This is a genomic window from uncultured Muriicola sp. (genome assembly GCF_947258935.1).
GTDB lineage: Bacteria > Bacteroidota > Bacteroidia > Flavobacteriales > Flavobacteriaceae > Muriicola.
In genome coordinates, this window is record NZ_CAMYKH010000075.1 from 1 (window position 1) to 16639 (window position 16639).

Genomic DNA, 16639 nt, shown 5'->3' on the forward strand with positions numbered 1-16639 from the left:
CTCTCCATTCCGAACAGGGAAGTTAAGCCCGTCAGCGCCGATGGTACTGCCACACCAGGTGGAAGAGTAGGTCGCCGCCTTTTTTAAAAGCACTCATTGTATAATGAGTGCTTTTTTTGTTTTATACTATCTTTAAACCATCGTCTAAAAAGAATATAATACGCTTATCTCTCATTATCATCAATGAATAAATTAACACCCTACCATAAAGAAGAAAGACTTCATGCACTTTCTCATGGAATTGGGATCGTCTTAGGAGTTTTAGGACTAGTGGTCTTATATAAAAAGCACGATCCTGCAATGAACTGGGCTACAATCAGTATTCTGGTATATAGTTTTTCTATCATCCTTCTTTTTACGGCTTCTACTTTGTATCACAGCGTAGATGATCCTAGAATGAAACAAAGACTTCGCATCCTCGATCATATCAGCATTTATTTTTTGATCGCAGGGACCTATACACCAGTAGCCCTGATCACTTTACATGGATCCAAGGGAATACCTTTATTCTTTATAGTCTGGGGAGTAGCATTGGCCGGTAGCCTGTTCAAGATCTTTTATACAGGAAAGTTTGAATACCTATCCCTCATGTTATATCTGATCATGGGATGGCTCATAGTATTCGATTTTATATTCCTGTGGAATCATTTATCAACTATCGGGATTACCTTATTTTTCCTGGGTGGTGCATTTTATACCCTGGGAACCATCTTCTATGCAGTACGCAAGATCCCATACAACCACCTTATCTGGCACATTTTTGTCTTGGGAGGCGCCTGTAGCCATTGGCTCCTTATTTATACAGATGTTATCTAGAGGTTTAAAAAATCCTTGTATTCAATAAAAAAGGCCTCCATGAGTACCATCTTTTCTTTTAGGAAGATCATGGTCTCTGCCCATGTATTCTTATTGTGAATGGAGACATTCTCTTTTTGGACATACATCCTTGCTATTTCTTTATTGTTCTCCAGGATACAGGATTTATCAAATAATACATCGGGCAAATATTCACCAGAAATAATGGCCCTAAGCGCATATAATTTATCCCATAATTCTGCTCGTTTCTCATCAGGAAGGTCCTCAAGATCCATAGATACCATGGCTTGTTGCAGATCAAAATGAAATTTGAGAGATAAACCTTTGATCTTAGTATTATACAAGATCCATTTTCTAGGAAACGATTTTCCAAAGGAGATCCAGAATTGCTCCCTTAATTGCTTGGATTCTTTTTTGCTGAACATCTAGATAAAATAGGCCATTACAATCCCTAAAAATATCACTATCAATTTTCTCAAATTAAAAGTATGCCCCTGAGAACTTTCAAAGAGGATCACAGAGGAAATATGCAGTAAAATCCCAATGACAATTGCCGTAATTGGCGCCTTGTAGGTTGTAATAAATTCCATATGGTTTGCCAAAAAACTTCCAAAAGGGGTCATCAAGGAAAAAATAAGGATAAAGACCACTGCAGAGGATGTCTTCAAATTTGAATTTAATAAAAACATACTCAGTATAAGAGCTATAGGGATCTTATGGATTAAGATACCATAAAGGATAGGGTTTGTGCTTGTTAAAGGGAGGCCTTCCATAAAAGAATGGATGCAAAGACTAATGAATAATAGCCAGGGAAATACTTTTTTCTGATCATCCCAATGCACATGCCCGTGTTCTGCGCCTTTAGAAAAGAATTCCAGAAAGATCTGCAGTAAGATCCCAATCATGATAAAGATCCCCATAGATCGTGGGTCTGAGGCATTATATGCTTCGGGAAGAAGGTCAAAGATGGTTAAAGCCAGTAGAAATGCCCCACTAAAGGCCAGCAAGAGTTGCAGCCCAAGTGTTTTTTTGGGTTTAACGATGGCTACAAAACCGAAGCTTAAAAGTACCGCAAGAATTAGAAATAAATATCGCATGCACAAGGGGTTACCAAATGGTGACCAAATTCTTATAAGGCCCAAAATTAACGTATTTTTGCCTCTAGACTAGAAAAGAAATGGGGAATAATTTTAAGATGGTGGCAAAGACCCTTTATGGGTTTGAAGAGCTGTTGGCTAAGGAATTACGCAATTTGGGGGCTATAAATGTTCAGACCGGGGTTCGTAATGTTACGTTCGAGGGAGATACCGGCTTTATGTACAAGGCCAATCTTTGCCTTCGCACTGCCATCAAGATCATTAAACCAATCACTTCTTTTCATGTACGCGATGAACACGATCTGTATAAAAAGATCTACGCCATGGATTGGAGCCCTTACCTTTCCGTTGACACTACCTTCGCTATTGATGCCACCGTAAATTCGGAGAACTTCACCCATGCCTTATACGTTTCACAAAAGACAAAGGATGCCATAGTTGATAAATTTAGGGATCTAGAGGGCAAAAGACCCGATGTGGATATTAAAACGCCAGATATGCGAATCAATATCCATATCCAGAAAGATCTGTGTAACGTGGCTCTCGATAGTTCCGGAGCCTCCTTACACCATAGAGGATATAGAACGGCAACCAATATAGCTCCTATAAATGAGGTGCTCGCCGCCGGACTTTTATTACATAGTGGTTGGGATGGCCAATGCGATTTTCTCGATCCTATGTGCGGAAGTGGCACCATGTTAACCGAAGCTGCGATGATCGCCTGCAATATACCGGCTAACATTAATAGAAAGGGATTTGCATTCGAAAAGTGGCCCGATTTTGAGGAAGAACTGTATCAAAAAGTGCTTAATAGCAGCCTGAACAAGACCCGGGAATTTCATTATAAGATAGTTGGCTATGACAAAGCACCATCGGCCGTCCAAAAAGCTAAGGATAATGTGGAAAATGCCAATCTCACGGAATATATTCAGGTAGAACAGAAAAACTTCTTTGAATCGGAGAAATTCACCAAGAATCATCTGCATATGGTATTTAATCCTCCTTATGGGGAACGTTTAAATATCGAAATGGAGGAATTTTATGCCGCCATCGGAAATACGCTGAAAAGGCAATACCCGGGGACAGATGCCTGGTTCATTACCTCTAATTTGGAAGCGCTAAAATTTGTAGGCTTAAGACCTTCCAGGAAAATAAAGGTCTTTAACAGCCATTTAGAATCGAAGTTAGTTAAATACGTAATGTACGAAGGGAGTAAGAAAGCTAAGTTTAATCAAAAAAGCGAGGCATAACTACGTAAAGAGGTTGAACTGTACAAAAGAATCTGCACTTTTAACTTTTTAGTACTAATCCACAGAAGTAGCAATTGGTTTTACTTTCTTGGCCTTTTTATAGAGGGGCACCAAATACGTAATACTGTAATTATATCCTACCCCAAAATTACTGCCATCGGTTACTTTATTGAATCCGGGGATCCATAGATTAGGAAAGTTATCATCTTCTGAATTGCTTACCAAAAACCCTATCCTGACACTTGCACCAAGATATATATTGGCAAAGAGCTCTGCCTTAATTCCGACGAGAAATTCTAGCCAACTTGCAGAAAGACCTCCATATTCAACATTATTTAGCGTACCATTGGCAAATTGATCCGGATTCCAATATCGGTTACTATCATATATAAAGGAATCATTAATAGTCTGGCTAAAGGTGCTAAACGCATACCTACCTCCAATAAAGATAGAATTGTTCATGCCATACCAGTTTTCATAGGTATTGTAGTCTACTCCAAGCTTAATATAACTTCCGGAGGTAGTAAAATTATAGAGGGGTGTTGTATCACCAATATCTAAATTGGCCAGCTCCTCCTGACCGGTCTTTTTCTCATTACCCAATTCTCCCGCTAAATAAAGACTCTGAGTTAAACGATAATCTGCTACAATTTCAAGTCCGGTGTAATCCGAATTAAAGAAAGATAATGCTGGCCTGCTGAGATCAATTCCCGCTCTGATACCATAAGGTTGATTGTAGCTAATAGTGTCCTTTGGTTTCAAATCAATAGGCTTTGACTGAGCTGTCACAGTGAACAGCCCAGAAAATAGTAAAATACTAATGAAATATCTTAACATGGGTGCTGTCTTGTGATGTTACAGAAGGATTGGAAATTTCTATACCTTGTATCCAATTGTCTGTATCAATGGTCAAAGTATCTGTTTCTATTTCAAAATTGGCTACAAAACCACAGGCTCTTGAGATAAAAACTTCATTGGTTTCATAGTTGAATTGTAAGGTATCTATGTTGCCTGTTTCTGCGTTTTCATCCCCATCCGAATTCAGGATGATTTGAAACTGAGTACTAAGTTCATTGATCCTTAAAGGAACGGCCACAGAGTCTGTTGAGCTTCTATCCGTAAATGTGTCCACAGGTTCACCATTGCCAATACCTACTATTCTTAGCGCTGATACGGATTTAAGAGTAGTGCTGTCTGCAGCATCATAAAATCGGAAGATCAACAAAGGAGTATCTCCGTCTACACAGATATCATCTTTTTCGCAAGAGGTGATGGCAAGAAAACCAACAAATAAGATCAAACCTATACTGCTTGGTCTAAATCCAGATATGGATAGACGTGGTCTCCGGAACTTAAAACTCATTCTATGCATTTCGTTTTTCCAAAAGTACGACATTTTCTACGTGATGGGTTTGAGGAAACATATCTACCGGCTGTACCTTTAGGATCTTGTATGCCTCCTTTAACAGACTAAGATCGCGTGCTTGAGTAGCGCTGTTACAGCTAACATATACAATACGATCAGGCGCCATTTTAAGTAGCTGTTCCACTACATCTTTATGCATTCCATCTCTTGGCGGGTCTGTGATCAGCACATCGGGCACGCCGTATTTGGTGGTAATGGCATCATTCAGAACGCTTTTCATATCCCCAACAATAAATTCTGTATTTGTTATGCCGTTAGCTTCTGCATTGGTCAATGCCGCTTCTATTGCTTCTGGCACTACTTCTATACCAATTACTTTATTTGCTTTTTTTGCGATAAACTGGGCAATGGTCCCTGTGCCGGTATACAGATCAAAAACCAGTTCTTCTCCCTTAAGATTGGCAAAATCTCGGACCACCTTATAAAGCTCATAAGCTTGGGCCGAATTCGTTTGGTAAAAGGATTTTGCATCTATCTTGAATTTCAATCCTTCCATTTCTTCCAATATATGATCCGTGCCATGATAGCAAATAATATCCTGATCATACAAGGTGTCATTCTGTTTTTGGTTGATCACATAGAGCAGCGAAGTGATCTCGGGAAATGTTTTTTGTATATGATCAAGGATCAATTCTATGGATGATTTGTCTTCTTTTGCAAATTGGATCAACACCATCAACTCTCCTGTAGTTGCTGTACGTATCATAAGGGTCCTGAGTAGCCCTTGCTGACTCCTTGGATTGAAGAATGGCATCCGCCGGTCTGTTGCAAAGCGTTTTATTTCCAATCGAATAGCATTCGAAGGATCGGCCTGTAAATGACATTCTTTAAGGTCCAAAACCTTATCCCACATCCCAGGTATATGCAACCCCAGCGCATTCTTATCCTTAATTGGTTCTTCTTGCTTTAATTCCTCCGGATAAAGCCATCGGGTATCAGAAAAAGAGAACTCCATCTTATTTCTGTAAAAATATTGCTCTTTAGCACCTTTTATTGGTAATAATTCAGGAATGTCTAGATGCCCAATGCGCTTTAGATTGTTTTCAACCTCACGTTGTTTGTAATATAATTGATGATCATAGGACATATTTTGCCATTTGCACCCACCGCAAAGTCCAAAGTGTTGACAATGGGGCGACGTTCTCTTGTCAGAATATTCATGAATTTGGGTGACAATGCCTTCAAAATAAGCTTTTCTTTTTTTTGTAGTTTGAACAGTAACTACATCTCCGGGGACGGCGTTTTGCAAGAATATGACCCTTCCGTCAGGGGCTTTGGCGATTGCTTTTCCTTTTGTACCGGCATCTACCACCGCTACATTTTCGAAGATCTGCCTTGTATTTTTTTTGCGCATGGGCAAAGGTAAAATCTTTTTACAGATAGGGGAGGGTGATAGTAATCAATTTTAAGTTTTCCTCTTAAAAGAAGGGCATAAGGTGCTTTTTTTTAGGCTGTTATAATTTTTTTTGAACTCTTAATTATTTGTAATTTTGTAACACTGCATTGGATGATTTCTCTCCCGAAGAAGGAATTGATATAGTTTTACTTAAATTGATTTTAAAATGTCTGTCTTAGAAAAAAGAAGTTCTAAAGAGGCAATTGCTCTAGAGGAACAATTTGGTGCCCAAAACTATCATCCATTACCAGTAGTACTGAGTAGAGGCGAAGGCGTATTTGTTTGGGATGTAGAGGGGAAGAAGTATTATGATTTTTTGTCGGCCTATTCAGCCGTCAATCAGGGACATTGTCATCCAAAGATCATTGACGCATTAAAGGCACAGGCCGAAAAACTTACACTAACTTCTCGCGCTTTTTACAATGACATGCTAGGTGTCTACGAGCAGTATCTAACCTCCTATTTTGGTTATGATAAGGTATTACCAATGAATACAGGAGCTGAAGCTGTTGAAACTGCTATGAAATTGGCACGAAAATGGGGCTATGAGAAAAAAGGGATCCCTACTAACAAAGCCCGTATTGTAGTATGCCAAAATAATTTTCATGGAAGAACTATTTCAATAATTTCTGCATCTAATGATCCGGTTGCGACAGAGAATTTCGGTCCCTTCACTCCGGGAATCACTTCTATTAGATACAATGATCTGGATGCCCTGCGGGAAGTTCTGGAAGACCCTAATGTTGCCGCTTTTCTGGTAGAGCCCATACAAGGGGAGGCAGGGGTTTATGTTCCTGATGAAAAATATCTGGAAGAGGCATTTGCTTTATGTAAGTCGAAGAACGTCCTTTTTGTCGCAGACGAGGTTCAAACCGGTATTGCTCGTACTGGCAGACTTTTGGCAAGTTGTGGAAACTGTACGTGTGCAGATAAGAATTGTAGTGGAACACCAGATGTAAAACCAGATGTATTGATTTTAGGCAAAGCTATCTCAGGAGGTGTCTTTCCTGTATCTGCCGTTTTAGCGAATAACGATATTATGGAAGTAATTCGTCCTGGAAACCATGGATCTACCTTTGGTGGAAACCCATTAGCTTGTGCGGTTGCAATGGCCGCCCTGGAAGTAGTTAGGGATGAATCCCTGGCTGAAAATGCGGATTATCTTGGTAAGCTCTTTCGCAAGGAAATGGCGAAACTGGCTAAAGAATCACCTCTTGTTCAATTAGTGCGAGGAAAAGGATTGTTGAATGCCATTGTGATCAATGATTCTGAAGACAGCTCAACGGCATGGGACATTTGTATGGCCCTCAAGGAAAATGGTTTGTTAGCTAAACCAACTCATGGTAATATAATCAGATTTGCCCCTCCATTGATAATGACTGAAGATCAACTGCTAGATTGTGTTTTAATCATCAAAAAGACCATCGTGGCTTTTGAAGAGCAAAACACCTGATCTTAGAATATTTGATTTGCCTTTACAATGAGGCCATAAAAAAACCCTAACGGTTACGTTAGGGTTCTTTAAATTATATGGTTGTAACTTAGGATCTGATCTCCTTGATACGGGCTTTTTTCCCGGTAAGACCTCTAAAGTAGAAGATTCTTGCTCTTCTAACTTTTCCTTTTTTGTTGATCTCAACTTTTTGAAGAGCAGGCATGTTGATCGGGAAGATTCTCTCCACCCCAATGGTACCAGACATTTTGCGAATTGTAAAGGTCTCTAAAGCACCTGTACCTCTTCGTTGAATAACTACGCCTCTAAAAAACTGAGTACGTGTCTTTTCACCCTCCTTGATCTCATAGTATACTGTAATTGTATCTCCTGCAGAGAATTCTGGAAAGTCTTTCTTTGGAACAAATTCGTCTTGAACAAATTTTATTAAGGATTCCATCTAAATAATCGATTTATAGTTTTATAAAGTCAACGTTCACGAATTTCGTCAGAGGTTGATTTTACCGACTGCAAAAATAGTTGATAAATTAATACTTACAAGGATTTTGCTCCATTTTTTTACTATTCAAAGAGCAATGATTTATTCAAGAAGATCGGGACGGAGTTTTTGTGTTCTGGTAAAGGCTTGTTCTTCTCGCCAGTCTTCTATGGCCTTAAAATTCCCACCCAAGAGAACTTCCGGTACTGCTAGTCCTTTATACTCTCTGGGTCTTGTATATACCGGGGGCGCCAGTAAATTATCCTGAAATGTATCTGTTAAGGCCGAGGTTTCATCATTTAGGACACCCGGAAGAAGTCTTATGATAGCATCGCAGAGGACAGCAGCACCAAGCTCTCCTCCAGATAGAACATAATCCCCTATGGAGATTTCCCTAGTGATAAGGGTATCTCGTACACGCTGATCCACTCCTTTATAATGCCCGCAAAGCAAAATGATATTCTTTAATAACGACAAGGAATTAGCCATTTTTTGATTAAGGGTCTTCCCATCGGGACTTAGGTAAATGATCTCATCATACTCTCTTTCCAACCTTAGTTTCTGAATGCATTTATCTATGGGTTCGATCATTAGCACCATACCCGCACCACCACCAAATTGATAATCATCTACCTGATTGTAATTTCCCAGGGAAAAGTCCCTCAAATTATGAATATGAACTTCTACAAGCTCCTTTTCAATAGCCCTTTTTAGAATGGAGGCCTCAAACGGGCTTTTTAAAATATCGGGAACAACAGTGATAATATCAATACGCATATCAAAATCAAATATTAGTAGTTGGAATATCTCTTAGATTGCTGTCCAAAAGTAATGAAAACAATGAACATCTTTTTCCCATCCCATTCGCTCGTATAATGCTTTTGCCCGATTATCGATGGCGGTTTCCAGAGCCAATCCTTTAAAGCCTTTTATTTGGCAGTATTCCTGAGAAGTGCGCAACAGGGCTTCTCCTATCCCCATTTTTCTATGAGTTTTCACTACGTAGAGATCATTTAAAATAAAAATAGGGCGTAAGGAAACAGTAGAAAAACTGGGAAACAATTGTACAAATCCGGTTGGTTCCTCATCATTTAGACTTAGAAACAAAACAGATTCGTTTTTTTGGAATCGATCTTTCAAAAATTGGGTAGCTGCCTTAATATCAGAATCTTGTTTATAGAATACCCTGTAGGCATCCAGTAAGGGTGCCAATGCAGGAATATGTTCAGCTCGTGCCCGAATGATTGTAACAGCCATAATTCCAATAAAAAAGCCCCTTGCGGAGCTTTTTACTATTTTGATTTACGATATTTATTTATCTCGTCTTGCAGCTGCCTGCTAATACGTTGTTCTCGCTCCAGGGCCCTTCTTCTGTGATCTTCATATTCGGATTCAAGATCGGCCAGATTGCCCTTCGCCTCCTGCGTAAGAACGTTGCTCTGTCTAAATTTGAAAATAAACAATAATAGTAACAGCCCAAATATAACGGTCCATAAAATAATATTATAGGTTGTCTTAGATACCTGAGCTCCAAGAAGTGACATGCTATCTTTTTCATCCGTTACCGAAGACAGATTCTTGGTTGTTTCTGATAATTTTTGGTTTAGGGAAGCAATGCTGCTTTCCTGAGTTTTGATGACACCCTGTAATTGTGCTGCTTTCTTATTTGCTACATTAATGGTATCGATTACATTTTGTCGCAACTTATCCAGGCTAAGCGTCCGAACTACTTCATAACGCTTTCCATCTGCCCGGTAATTCCCAGATTTCTGGTAGATATAATCAAATTGTGAGCTAATAGACCCCCCATCTAAGGAAGGTTCTTCAGCGGTAGCATCGGTTTGAGCAAAGGAAAGTGCACTGCAAAAAATAGCTAGTGCAATAAATAGATTTCTAAAATACCCCATTCTAGATTGTTCTTAGTATTAATAATGATTTAGGAAAAGCTAAAGTACTTCAATATTAGCAATTACGAAAAAAAAATCCACATACATGGCCTCTTATTCTAATGTACGTACTTAAACTTCTATTGGATCACAAGGAAGCGATTAATAATAAGTAAAACGCCTCACTTTGGCAATATATTTGGCTAAGCGGATCACCTGGTGGGCATACCCATATTCATTGTCATACCAAACATATAGAACTATATTTTTACCATCGGGAGACACAATGGTAGCCATACTGTCATATATGGCAGGGGCAGATGTACCAATAATATCTGTGGATACCAGTTCATTGCTCAAAGAATATTTGATTTGCTCAACAAGATCTCCTTCAAGAGCGTATTTCTTGACAATAGTATTTATACCATCTTTGGAGGTAGTATTTTTAACTTCCAGGTTCAATATTGCCAAAGAACCATTAGGTACAGGAACTCTTATGGCATTAGAAGTAAGTTTACCTTCCAACGCAGGCAATGCCTTTGCAACTGCCTTGCCGGCACCGGTCTCAGTTATGACCATATTTAGTGCTGCAGCTCTGCCCCGACGGTACTTCCCATGCATATTATCTACAAGATTTTGATCATTTGTATATGCATGTATGGTTTCTATATGTCCTTTTATTATACCTAGTGAATCCTCAACCACCTTTAAAATTGGCGTAATTGCGTTGGTTGTGCATGAAGCCGCAGAATAAATTTTAGTGGTGTCCGGATTAAATTCGTTCTGATTAACCCCATGTACAATATTAGGGATATCTTTTCCCGGAGCTGTGAGGAGTACTTTGATTACCCCTTTGGCATTCAAATGCCGTGAAAGTGATTTAGTATCTCTATAAGCTCCTGTATTGTCTATTACCAGGGCATTTTGAATGCCAAACTTTGTATAATCTACGTCTTCAGGTGCATTAGCTGTTATCATATGTACCGTTGTGCCATTGATTAGTAAGGCTTTATTTTTAAAATCAGACTCAACAGTTCCGCTAAACTGACCGTGAACAGAATCTGTTCGCAAAAGCATAGCCCTTTTTTCAAGGATCTCTGACGTGAGCGATCCTCTGGTTACAATAGCCCTTAATCTCATTTGGTTGCCTTTGCCTGTTTTGGCCATCAATTCCCTGGCGAGCAGTCTGCCTATTCTACCAAAACCATATAAGATTACGTCTTTGGGTTCTATCTCTTTGCTCTTATTTGCATCTTTTAGCTTATCTACTACAAAGGCTTTTACATTTCTATAGTTAGTCTCATCCTCAGAATGGTACTCGTAGGTCAGTTTACCTATGTCTAACTTTGATGGCGGAAGTTTTAGATCGTTTATAGCTATTAAGATCTCTACAGAATCAAAAATCGAAATTGGTTTTTGAACAAATTCCCCGGCATATTCATGTAAATTGATGATCTCACTTACAGGTTTATCAATGATCTGATTTTTAAATAGTACCACTTCAATAGCCCTGTCATACCAGAGATCGCTAATGATCTTTATGAATTCTGTGGTTGCTTTTCTTCTGTCTGCCTGGAAGGCCAGTTCTTTTTCGTAGGATGAGATCTTGTTCATGTAGGTTGTTGTTTGAAATTGCCGCAAAATTATATATTTCAAACGTTTTCGCACAATCATTTCGTATTAAAAAAGCGCACCATTTTTGGTGCGCTTTGATTTCAAACAACAATTTGCTATTGAAAAATATATCTAATCCGTTCACCATCTTTATTTATGATGGTAAATAAGGTCTTGCTATTTCTAGTTATTCTTCCGAAAAGGAACCTGGCTTCTTGAATATCATCAATTGTTTCGCCATTCACTTCTAGTATAACTTTTCCTTCCAAGTCGTATTCCCGATAAGTTTCTGGCACTCCCGTAACCTTAACGCCCTTTTCGGATTTGTAAAGTTTTTTATCTTTTTCAGAGAGATTTTTTACTTCCAAGCCCATACCTGGTAATTCCAAGCTTTGTAATTTTTTTAGGGTAATCGGCACTTCTAAAGCATCTCCATCTCTCTCTATGGTTACCTGAACAATGTCACCCGGCCGTTTGGTAGAAAGATATCCTGTGAGATCTGCAAATTTTCGTACTCTTATTTCATCTACTTGTTTAATGATATCTCCTCTCATTAATTGAGCATCATCTGCACCAGACCCTTCTTCGATCCCATCCACATAGACCCCTTCAATTTCGTTAATACCATTCTCTATGGCGTAAGGTGTTCTAAGACCCGGAGCAGTAATTCCTAGTAATCCTTTCTGAACATTCCCAAATTCCAAAATGTCTTCCACGACCTTTTTTGCAATGTTGCTGGGTACGGCAAAAGAATAGCCAACATAAGATCCTGTTTGGGATGTAATGGCCGTATTGATCCCAATGAGATCCCCGCTTGTATTGACAAGCGCCCCACCGCTGTTTCCAGGGTTGACTGCTGCATCTGTTTGTATAAAAGATTGGTCCACACCTCCAAGTGCTCTTGCCTTGGCACTAACAATACCTGCCGTAACGGTAGAAGTAAGATTAAAAGGATTCCCAACCGCCAACACCCATTCCCCTATCCTGGTATTGTCCGAATCCCCAAATGCCAGATATGGCAATGACCTGTCCGCATCTATCTTTATCAAGGCAATATCTGTATTAGGGTCTGATCCAATTAGTTCTGCATCGTACGTCTTGTTATTATTTAATGTAACCTTTAGCTCACTAGCCTTTGCAATAACATGATTATTGGTAACTATATAGCCATCTGGCGAAATTATAACACCAGAACCCGTTCCAATTTGTGGGACTTGTCTGCCCCCAGATCCATAAAAAAAGTCAAGGATACTTGATGGTTTTGAACTCAAGGTCATATTTTTCACGTGCACCACAGCATTTACTGTTTTTTCAGCAGCCAATGTGAAGTCGGCTTCATCAACGCCATATCCTGATATTGTATTAGACGTGTTGCTTGTTTGGAAAATTGGGACATCATTACCTGTATAAGTAAACACAGGTTTAGAATTCTCTATAAATAGCATATAGCCTCCTAAAGTGATAGCACCTCCAAAAATGGCTACCATCAGTAAACTTGCAATTCTTTTCATTTGATAAACAGTTTAAAATTTCTTTAAAATTAAAAATTTAGACTGGAACTCATTTTCCTTTAACTCCTTTTTAACTGCTAAATTTACCTTAAATAATGTCCTATCTTTGTACCTTGTTTTTGCTATGGAACTACATTTTCACAAATACCAGGGAACAGGAAATGATTTTATCATCCTGGATAACAGAGACCTTCAATTCCCCAAAGATGACACCAATTTGGTAGCTCGTTTATGCGATCGTCGTTTTGGTATTGGTGCAGATGGGTTACTCTTGCTTGAAGATGATAGTTCGTCCGATTTTAACATGGTCTATTTTAATTCTGATGGAAATCTGGGATCCATGTGCGGAAACGGAGGACGATGCTTGGTAGCCTTTGCGAATTCACTCGGACTTGTTGAGGGAAAAGTACACTTTATGGCAAGTGACGGATTACATGAAGCCACCATTGCGGGAGAACAGGTGTCATTAAAGATGTCTGATGTATCCAAGATCAATAAAAAAAAGAAGGCCTTTTTTCTCAATACAGGTTCTCCGCACCATGTACAACTGGTAAATGACCTGAATAATTTTGAGGTTGTGAAAGAAGGAAGACGACTACGCTTTGGAGTATATGGTGAAAAAGGGAGTAATATCAATTTTGTGGAGCAACTCTCCCCGGATACATTCATGGTAAGGACCTATGAGCGCGGGGTAGAGGACGAGACTTATTCTTGCGGTACAGGGGTAACAGCTGTGGCTTTGGCTATGCATTATGCCGAAAAGACAGAAAGCACAGAGATTACTATAAGGACAAAGGGAGGAAATCTTAGCGTTCGTTTTACTGCGGGTCAGAAGGGATATAAGGATGTCTTTTTAGAAGGACCCGCAACATTTGTTTATAAAGGTACGGTAGAATGGTAGATCTCATAGGAAAGAATGTAGTACTTCGTGCCCTGGAACCGGAAGACCTCGAATTTCTATATGCCCTGGAAAATGACACAGGACTGTGGGAAATAAGTGGAACTCAAACTCCTTATTCCAAACATATTTTAAAGCGATATTTGGAAAATGCTCATAGAGATATTTATGAAGTAAAGCAGCTTAGATTGGCAATATGTGATAAGAAAGGGACCTTAATGGGACTTATAGATCTGTTCGACTTTGATCCCAAAAATCAACGAATTGGTCTTGGTATTGTGATATTAAAACAAAAGAACAGAAATCAGGGTGTTGGTGCTGAAGCAATAGATCTTGTCACCTCATTTGCCTTTACTTCACTCCAGGTTAGGCAGGTATATGCAAATGTTCTGGAAGATAACATGGCCAGCATTCATCTATTTAAGAAAAAAGGATTCTCACAGACGGGAATTAAGAAAGAATGGATGCGATCTGATGGTCAATTTAAAAATGAATACCTATTCCAAAAGTTTAACCCATCATGTATCTAAGAAAAATTATTCTCACTGTCCTGCTAATAGGATTACTCATAGGAGGGATCTTTGTATACTATGTATATTCGGCATTTTTTTCATCAAATACGGCTTTTCAAAATAAAGAGGCCTATGTGTATATCCCCTCAAACGCCAACATGGCAGATCTGGAGGAATTGCTAACCCCATTACTTCAGGATTATGAGTCGTTTCGGGCGGTAGCACAACGGAAACAATACAGTGAGCGCGTAAAAGGAGGTAAATACGCTCTCCGTAAAGGGATGAACAATAATGAGATAGTCAATACGCTACGCAGCTCAAACATGCCGGTTAAGGTATCCTTTAATAATCAGGAATCACTTGAAGCCCTGGCTGGGAGGGTCGCACAACAAATTGAGGCGGATAGTATTTCATTAATTAACGCTTTTCAGGACAAAACTTTTTTAAAAGAACAGGATACAAGCCTTGAAACAAGCCTGGGGATCTATATTCCAAATAGCTATGAATTCTTTTGGAACTCTTCTGCAATTGATTTCAGGGAACGAATGGCAAAAGAATACAAACGATTCTGGAATGAAGAAAGGCTGATGAAAGCACGGTCAAAAGGATTAAGTCCTAACCAGGTTGTATCGCTGGCAGCTATTGTACATAAAGAAAGTGCAAAAATAGACGAGCGGCCAAGGGTAGCGGGGGTATATCTTAACCGTTTGCAAAAAGGAATGCCTTTACAAGCAGATCCTACTGTAATTTATGCCCTAAAGCAAAAACTGAACAATTTTGACACCATCATACGAAGGGTTCTATACAAGGACCTAACAATCGATTCGCCATATAATACCTACAAATATGCCGGTTTACCTCCCGGACCTATCACCATGCCCGATATTTCTGCAATAGATGCGGTTTTAAATGCGGAGGATCATGATTATTATTATTTTGTAGCCAATGTGGAAAATTTTGGCTATCACAAGTTTGCGAAAAACCTCCAACAACACAACCGGAATAAAGAACAATACATCCGATGGATAAACAGCCAAAATATTAACAGATAGGCACTTAATCGATTAAAAAGATCCGTTAATCCTAAAAATGTCATAATTCTTATCAAATCATAAGGCTGTACGAAAAAAGCTGCCATATCTTTGTAGGGTGAAATTTAAGCAAAACCATATTCGGTTAGTAAGTCTTAAGAAAACACAACTATGAGAAAGTGGATAAGTGTAATCTGTCCTCTTATCATGATTTTAATTTTAGCAAGTTTTGGAACATCACCCAAGAAGCTAGTACAAGTTCCAGAATTATTGCGAGTTAAAGAGCCTACGCCGGTTTTGTTTCCCAAAGACAGAATCATTATGCCTGCCTCCATGGTGATACCGCCCTTTGTGGGTAGTTCCTTTGTGGGTTTTAAGGAGGCACTTGCCTTTAAAGAATCTCAGGGCGACTATTTTACCATCAATACGCTGGGCTATCTGGGAAAATACCAGTTCGGTATAGGTACCCTTCAATTAATGGGTGTTTATAATGCCACCAAATTCCTCAACGATCCAACATTACAAGAAAAGGTTTTTAGAACCAATTTAGCTAGAAATAAATGGATCTTAAGAAAAGACATTCGCAGGTTTGTTGGTAAACGAATACGTGGTATTGAGATCTCCGAATCCGGTATATTGGCAGCAGCACACCTTGCGGGACCGGGAAATATTAGAAAATATTTACACTCATATGGGCAATTAGACGTAGCGGATGCTTATGGAACGAGTATCTCGCACTACCTGAAGTTATTTTCAGGCTATGATGTCTCCACTATAATTGCCAGGAGGAATCCTAAAGTTTAATCTTTACGAAGACCTATAATATAACCCCGATATATTCGGGGTTTTTTTATGCCAGGATCAGAAAGATGGCAGGTCTTTTATGAAGATCAGGGCTTTCATTGCGCCAATCGCTCACGGTCTTTGTTCTGATAAATTCTGTTGGGAGTGTAATATCTACCGCCAAACAGAGAAGGGTGCTTGGGGCAAGATGTTTTGTAACATCCTGAAATAATTTATCATTCCGGTAAGGTGTCTCTATAAAAAGTTGGGTTTGATTCTTTTCCTTAGAAAGTCGTTCCAGCATTTTTAAACTTCTTTTTCGTTCACCAGCTTCTATAGGCAGGTATCCGTTAAAGGCAAAATTCTGGCCGTTGAGGCCACTCGCCATCAAAGCCAATAGAATTGAGGAAGGTCCTACCAATGGCACTACTTGAATTCCTTTTTCGTGTGCAAGTCTTACCACATCGGCTCCGGGATCCGCTACCCCA

The 16639-nt window shown here is 39.2% G+C and carries 19 protein-coding genes; 7 read left to right on the top strand and 12 right to left on the bottom strand.

Translation table 11 applies throughout. From position 1 onward, the window contains the following. Nucleotides 1–183 precede the first annotated feature (183 nt). Entirely contained in the window at nt 184–816 is a 633-nt protein-coding gene (locus tag Q0X72_RS11330; protein WP_297765375.1) for a hemolysin III family protein, read from the top strand. Here the strand turns inward: Q0X72_RS11330 and Q0X72_RS11335 are convergent. Further along, nucleotides 813–1241 carry a DUF4268 domain-containing protein gene (locus Q0X72_RS11335; protein ID WP_297765378.1) on the bottom strand — a complete coding sequence of 143 codons (429 nt, stop codon included), beginning with the start codon at nt 1239–1241 and terminating at the stop codon, nt 813–815. The two genes, Q0X72_RS11330 and Q0X72_RS11335, sit on opposite strands and share 4 nt — an antisense overlap. Continuing rightward, entirely contained in the window at nt 1242–1913 is a 672-nt protein-coding gene (locus Q0X72_RS11340) for a ZIP family metal transporter (protein WP_297765381.1), read from the bottom strand. Nucleotides 1914–1993: 80 nt separating this feature from the next. On the opposite strand from Q0X72_RS11340, the gene Q0X72_RS11345 reads away from it, so the two are divergent. Next, nucleotides 1994–3163: a THUMP domain-containing protein gene (locus tag Q0X72_RS11345; RefSeq protein WP_297765384.1), complete on the top strand. Its 1170-nt coding sequence runs from the start codon at nt 1994–1996 to the stop codon at nt 3161–3163. Between the two features lie 54 nt (nt 3164–3217). Here Q0X72_RS11345 and Q0X72_RS11350 read toward each other — a convergent pair whose 3' ends face one another. Genes Q0X72_RS11350 through rlmD form a run of 3 tightly spaced genes read right to left on the bottom strand, consistent with a single transcriptional unit; the run spans nt 3218 to nt 5943 of the window. After that, nucleotides 3218–4000, bottom strand: coding sequence for a DUF6048 family protein (locus Q0X72_RS11350; protein ID WP_297765386.1), 783 nt, complete (start codon nt 3998–4000; stop codon nt 3218–3220). Then, nucleotides 3981–4526, bottom strand: coding sequence for a DUF6452 family protein (locus Q0X72_RS11355; RefSeq protein ID WP_297765389.1), 546 nt, complete (start codon nt 4524–4526; stop codon nt 3981–3983). The genes Q0X72_RS11350 and Q0X72_RS11355 overlap by 20 nt, the downstream gene beginning before the upstream one ends. Before the next feature lies 1 nt (nt 4527). Beyond that, entirely contained in the window at nt 4528–5943 is a 1416-nt protein-coding gene (rlmD, locus tag Q0X72_RS11360; RefSeq protein ID WP_297765392.1) for a 23S rRNA (uracil(1939)-C(5))-methyltransferase RlmD, read from the bottom strand. A 208-nt stretch (nt 5944–6151) separates the two neighbouring features. Between rlmD and rocD the strand changes: the two genes are divergently transcribed. Then, the gene (gene rocD / locus Q0X72_RS11365) at nt 6152–7438 is read left to right on the top strand and encodes an ornithine--oxo-acid transaminase (RefSeq protein ID WP_297765394.1); all 1287 of its coding nucleotides are present in this window, start codon (nt 6152–6154) and stop codon (nt 7436–7438) included. Between the two features lie 88 nt (nt 7439–7526). On the opposite strand, the gene rplS is transcribed toward rocD, so the two are convergent. The 6 genes from rplS to Q0X72_RS11395 form a co-directional block, all read right to left on the bottom strand. After that, nucleotides 7527–7877: a 50S ribosomal protein L19 gene (gene rplS, locus Q0X72_RS11370; protein ID WP_297765397.1), complete on the bottom strand. Its 351-nt coding sequence runs from the start codon at nt 7875–7877 to the stop codon at nt 7527–7529. A gap of 141 nt (nt 7878–8018) precedes the next feature. After that, nucleotides 8019–8693 (bottom strand): tRNA (guanosine(37)-N1)-methyltransferase TrmD, encoded by a 675-nt coding sequence (trmD, locus tag Q0X72_RS11375; protein WP_297765401.1) that lies wholly within the window; start codon nt 8691–8693, stop codon nt 8019–8021. Nucleotides 8694–8726: 33 nt separating this feature from the next. Next, nucleotides 8727–9173: a GNAT family N-acetyltransferase gene (locus Q0X72_RS11380; RefSeq protein WP_297765404.1), complete on the bottom strand. Its 447-nt coding sequence runs from the start codon at nt 9171–9173 to the stop codon at nt 8727–8729. 35 nt (nt 9174–9208) lie between these two features. Then, nucleotides 9209–9823, bottom strand: a complete 615-nt coding sequence (locus Q0X72_RS11385) for a tRNA (guanine-N1)-methyltransferase (RefSeq protein WP_297765406.1) — start codon at nt 9821–9823, stop codon at nt 9209–9211. A gap of 141 nt (nt 9824–9964) precedes the next feature. After that, complete coding sequence (locus tag Q0X72_RS11390) at nt 9965–11416, bottom strand: glyceraldehyde-3-phosphate dehydrogenase (protein ID WP_297765409.1); 1452 nt, start codon at nt 11414–11416, stop codon at nt 9965–9967. 116 nt (nt 11417–11532) lie between these two features. Then, nucleotides 11533–12927 carry a trypsin-like peptidase domain-containing protein gene (locus Q0X72_RS11395; protein ID WP_297765412.1) on the bottom strand — a complete coding sequence of 465 codons (1395 nt, stop codon included), beginning with the start codon at nt 12925–12927 and terminating at the stop codon, nt 11533–11535. 124 nt (nt 12928–13051) lie between these two features. Between Q0X72_RS11395 and dapF the strand changes: the two genes are divergently transcribed. The 4 genes from dapF to Q0X72_RS11415 all read left to right on the top strand — a co-directional run bounded on the left by dapF (nt 13052) and on the right by Q0X72_RS11415 (nt 16172). Then, entirely contained in the window at nt 13052–13828 is a 777-nt protein-coding gene (gene dapF, locus Q0X72_RS11400; protein WP_297765415.1) for a diaminopimelate epimerase, read from the top strand. Beyond that, nucleotides 13822–14355 carry a GNAT family N-acetyltransferase gene (locus Q0X72_RS11405; RefSeq protein ID WP_297765418.1) on the top strand — a complete coding sequence of 178 codons (534 nt, stop codon included), beginning with the start codon at nt 13822–13824 and terminating at the stop codon, nt 14353–14355. Before dapF ends, Q0X72_RS11405 begins: the two co-directional genes overlap by 7 nt. Continuing rightward, nucleotides 14346–15389, top strand: coding sequence for an endolytic transglycosylase MltG (gene mltG / locus Q0X72_RS11410; RefSeq protein ID WP_297765421.1), 1044 nt, complete (start codon nt 14346–14348; stop codon nt 15387–15389). The genes Q0X72_RS11405 and mltG overlap by 10 nt, the downstream gene beginning before the upstream one ends. Nucleotides 15390–15539: 150 nt before the next feature. Further along, nucleotides 15540–16172 carry a hypothetical protein gene (locus Q0X72_RS11415; RefSeq protein WP_297765424.1) on the top strand — a complete coding sequence of 211 codons (633 nt, stop codon included), beginning with the start codon at nt 15540–15542 and terminating at the stop codon, nt 16170–16172. A 46-nt stretch (nt 16173–16218) separates the two neighbouring features. Here Q0X72_RS11415 and Q0X72_RS11420 read toward each other — a convergent pair. Next, a partial coding sequence (locus Q0X72_RS11420; RefSeq protein ID WP_297765427.1) for an SAM-dependent methyltransferase occupies nt 16219–16639 on the bottom strand: 421 nt, incomplete at its 5' end.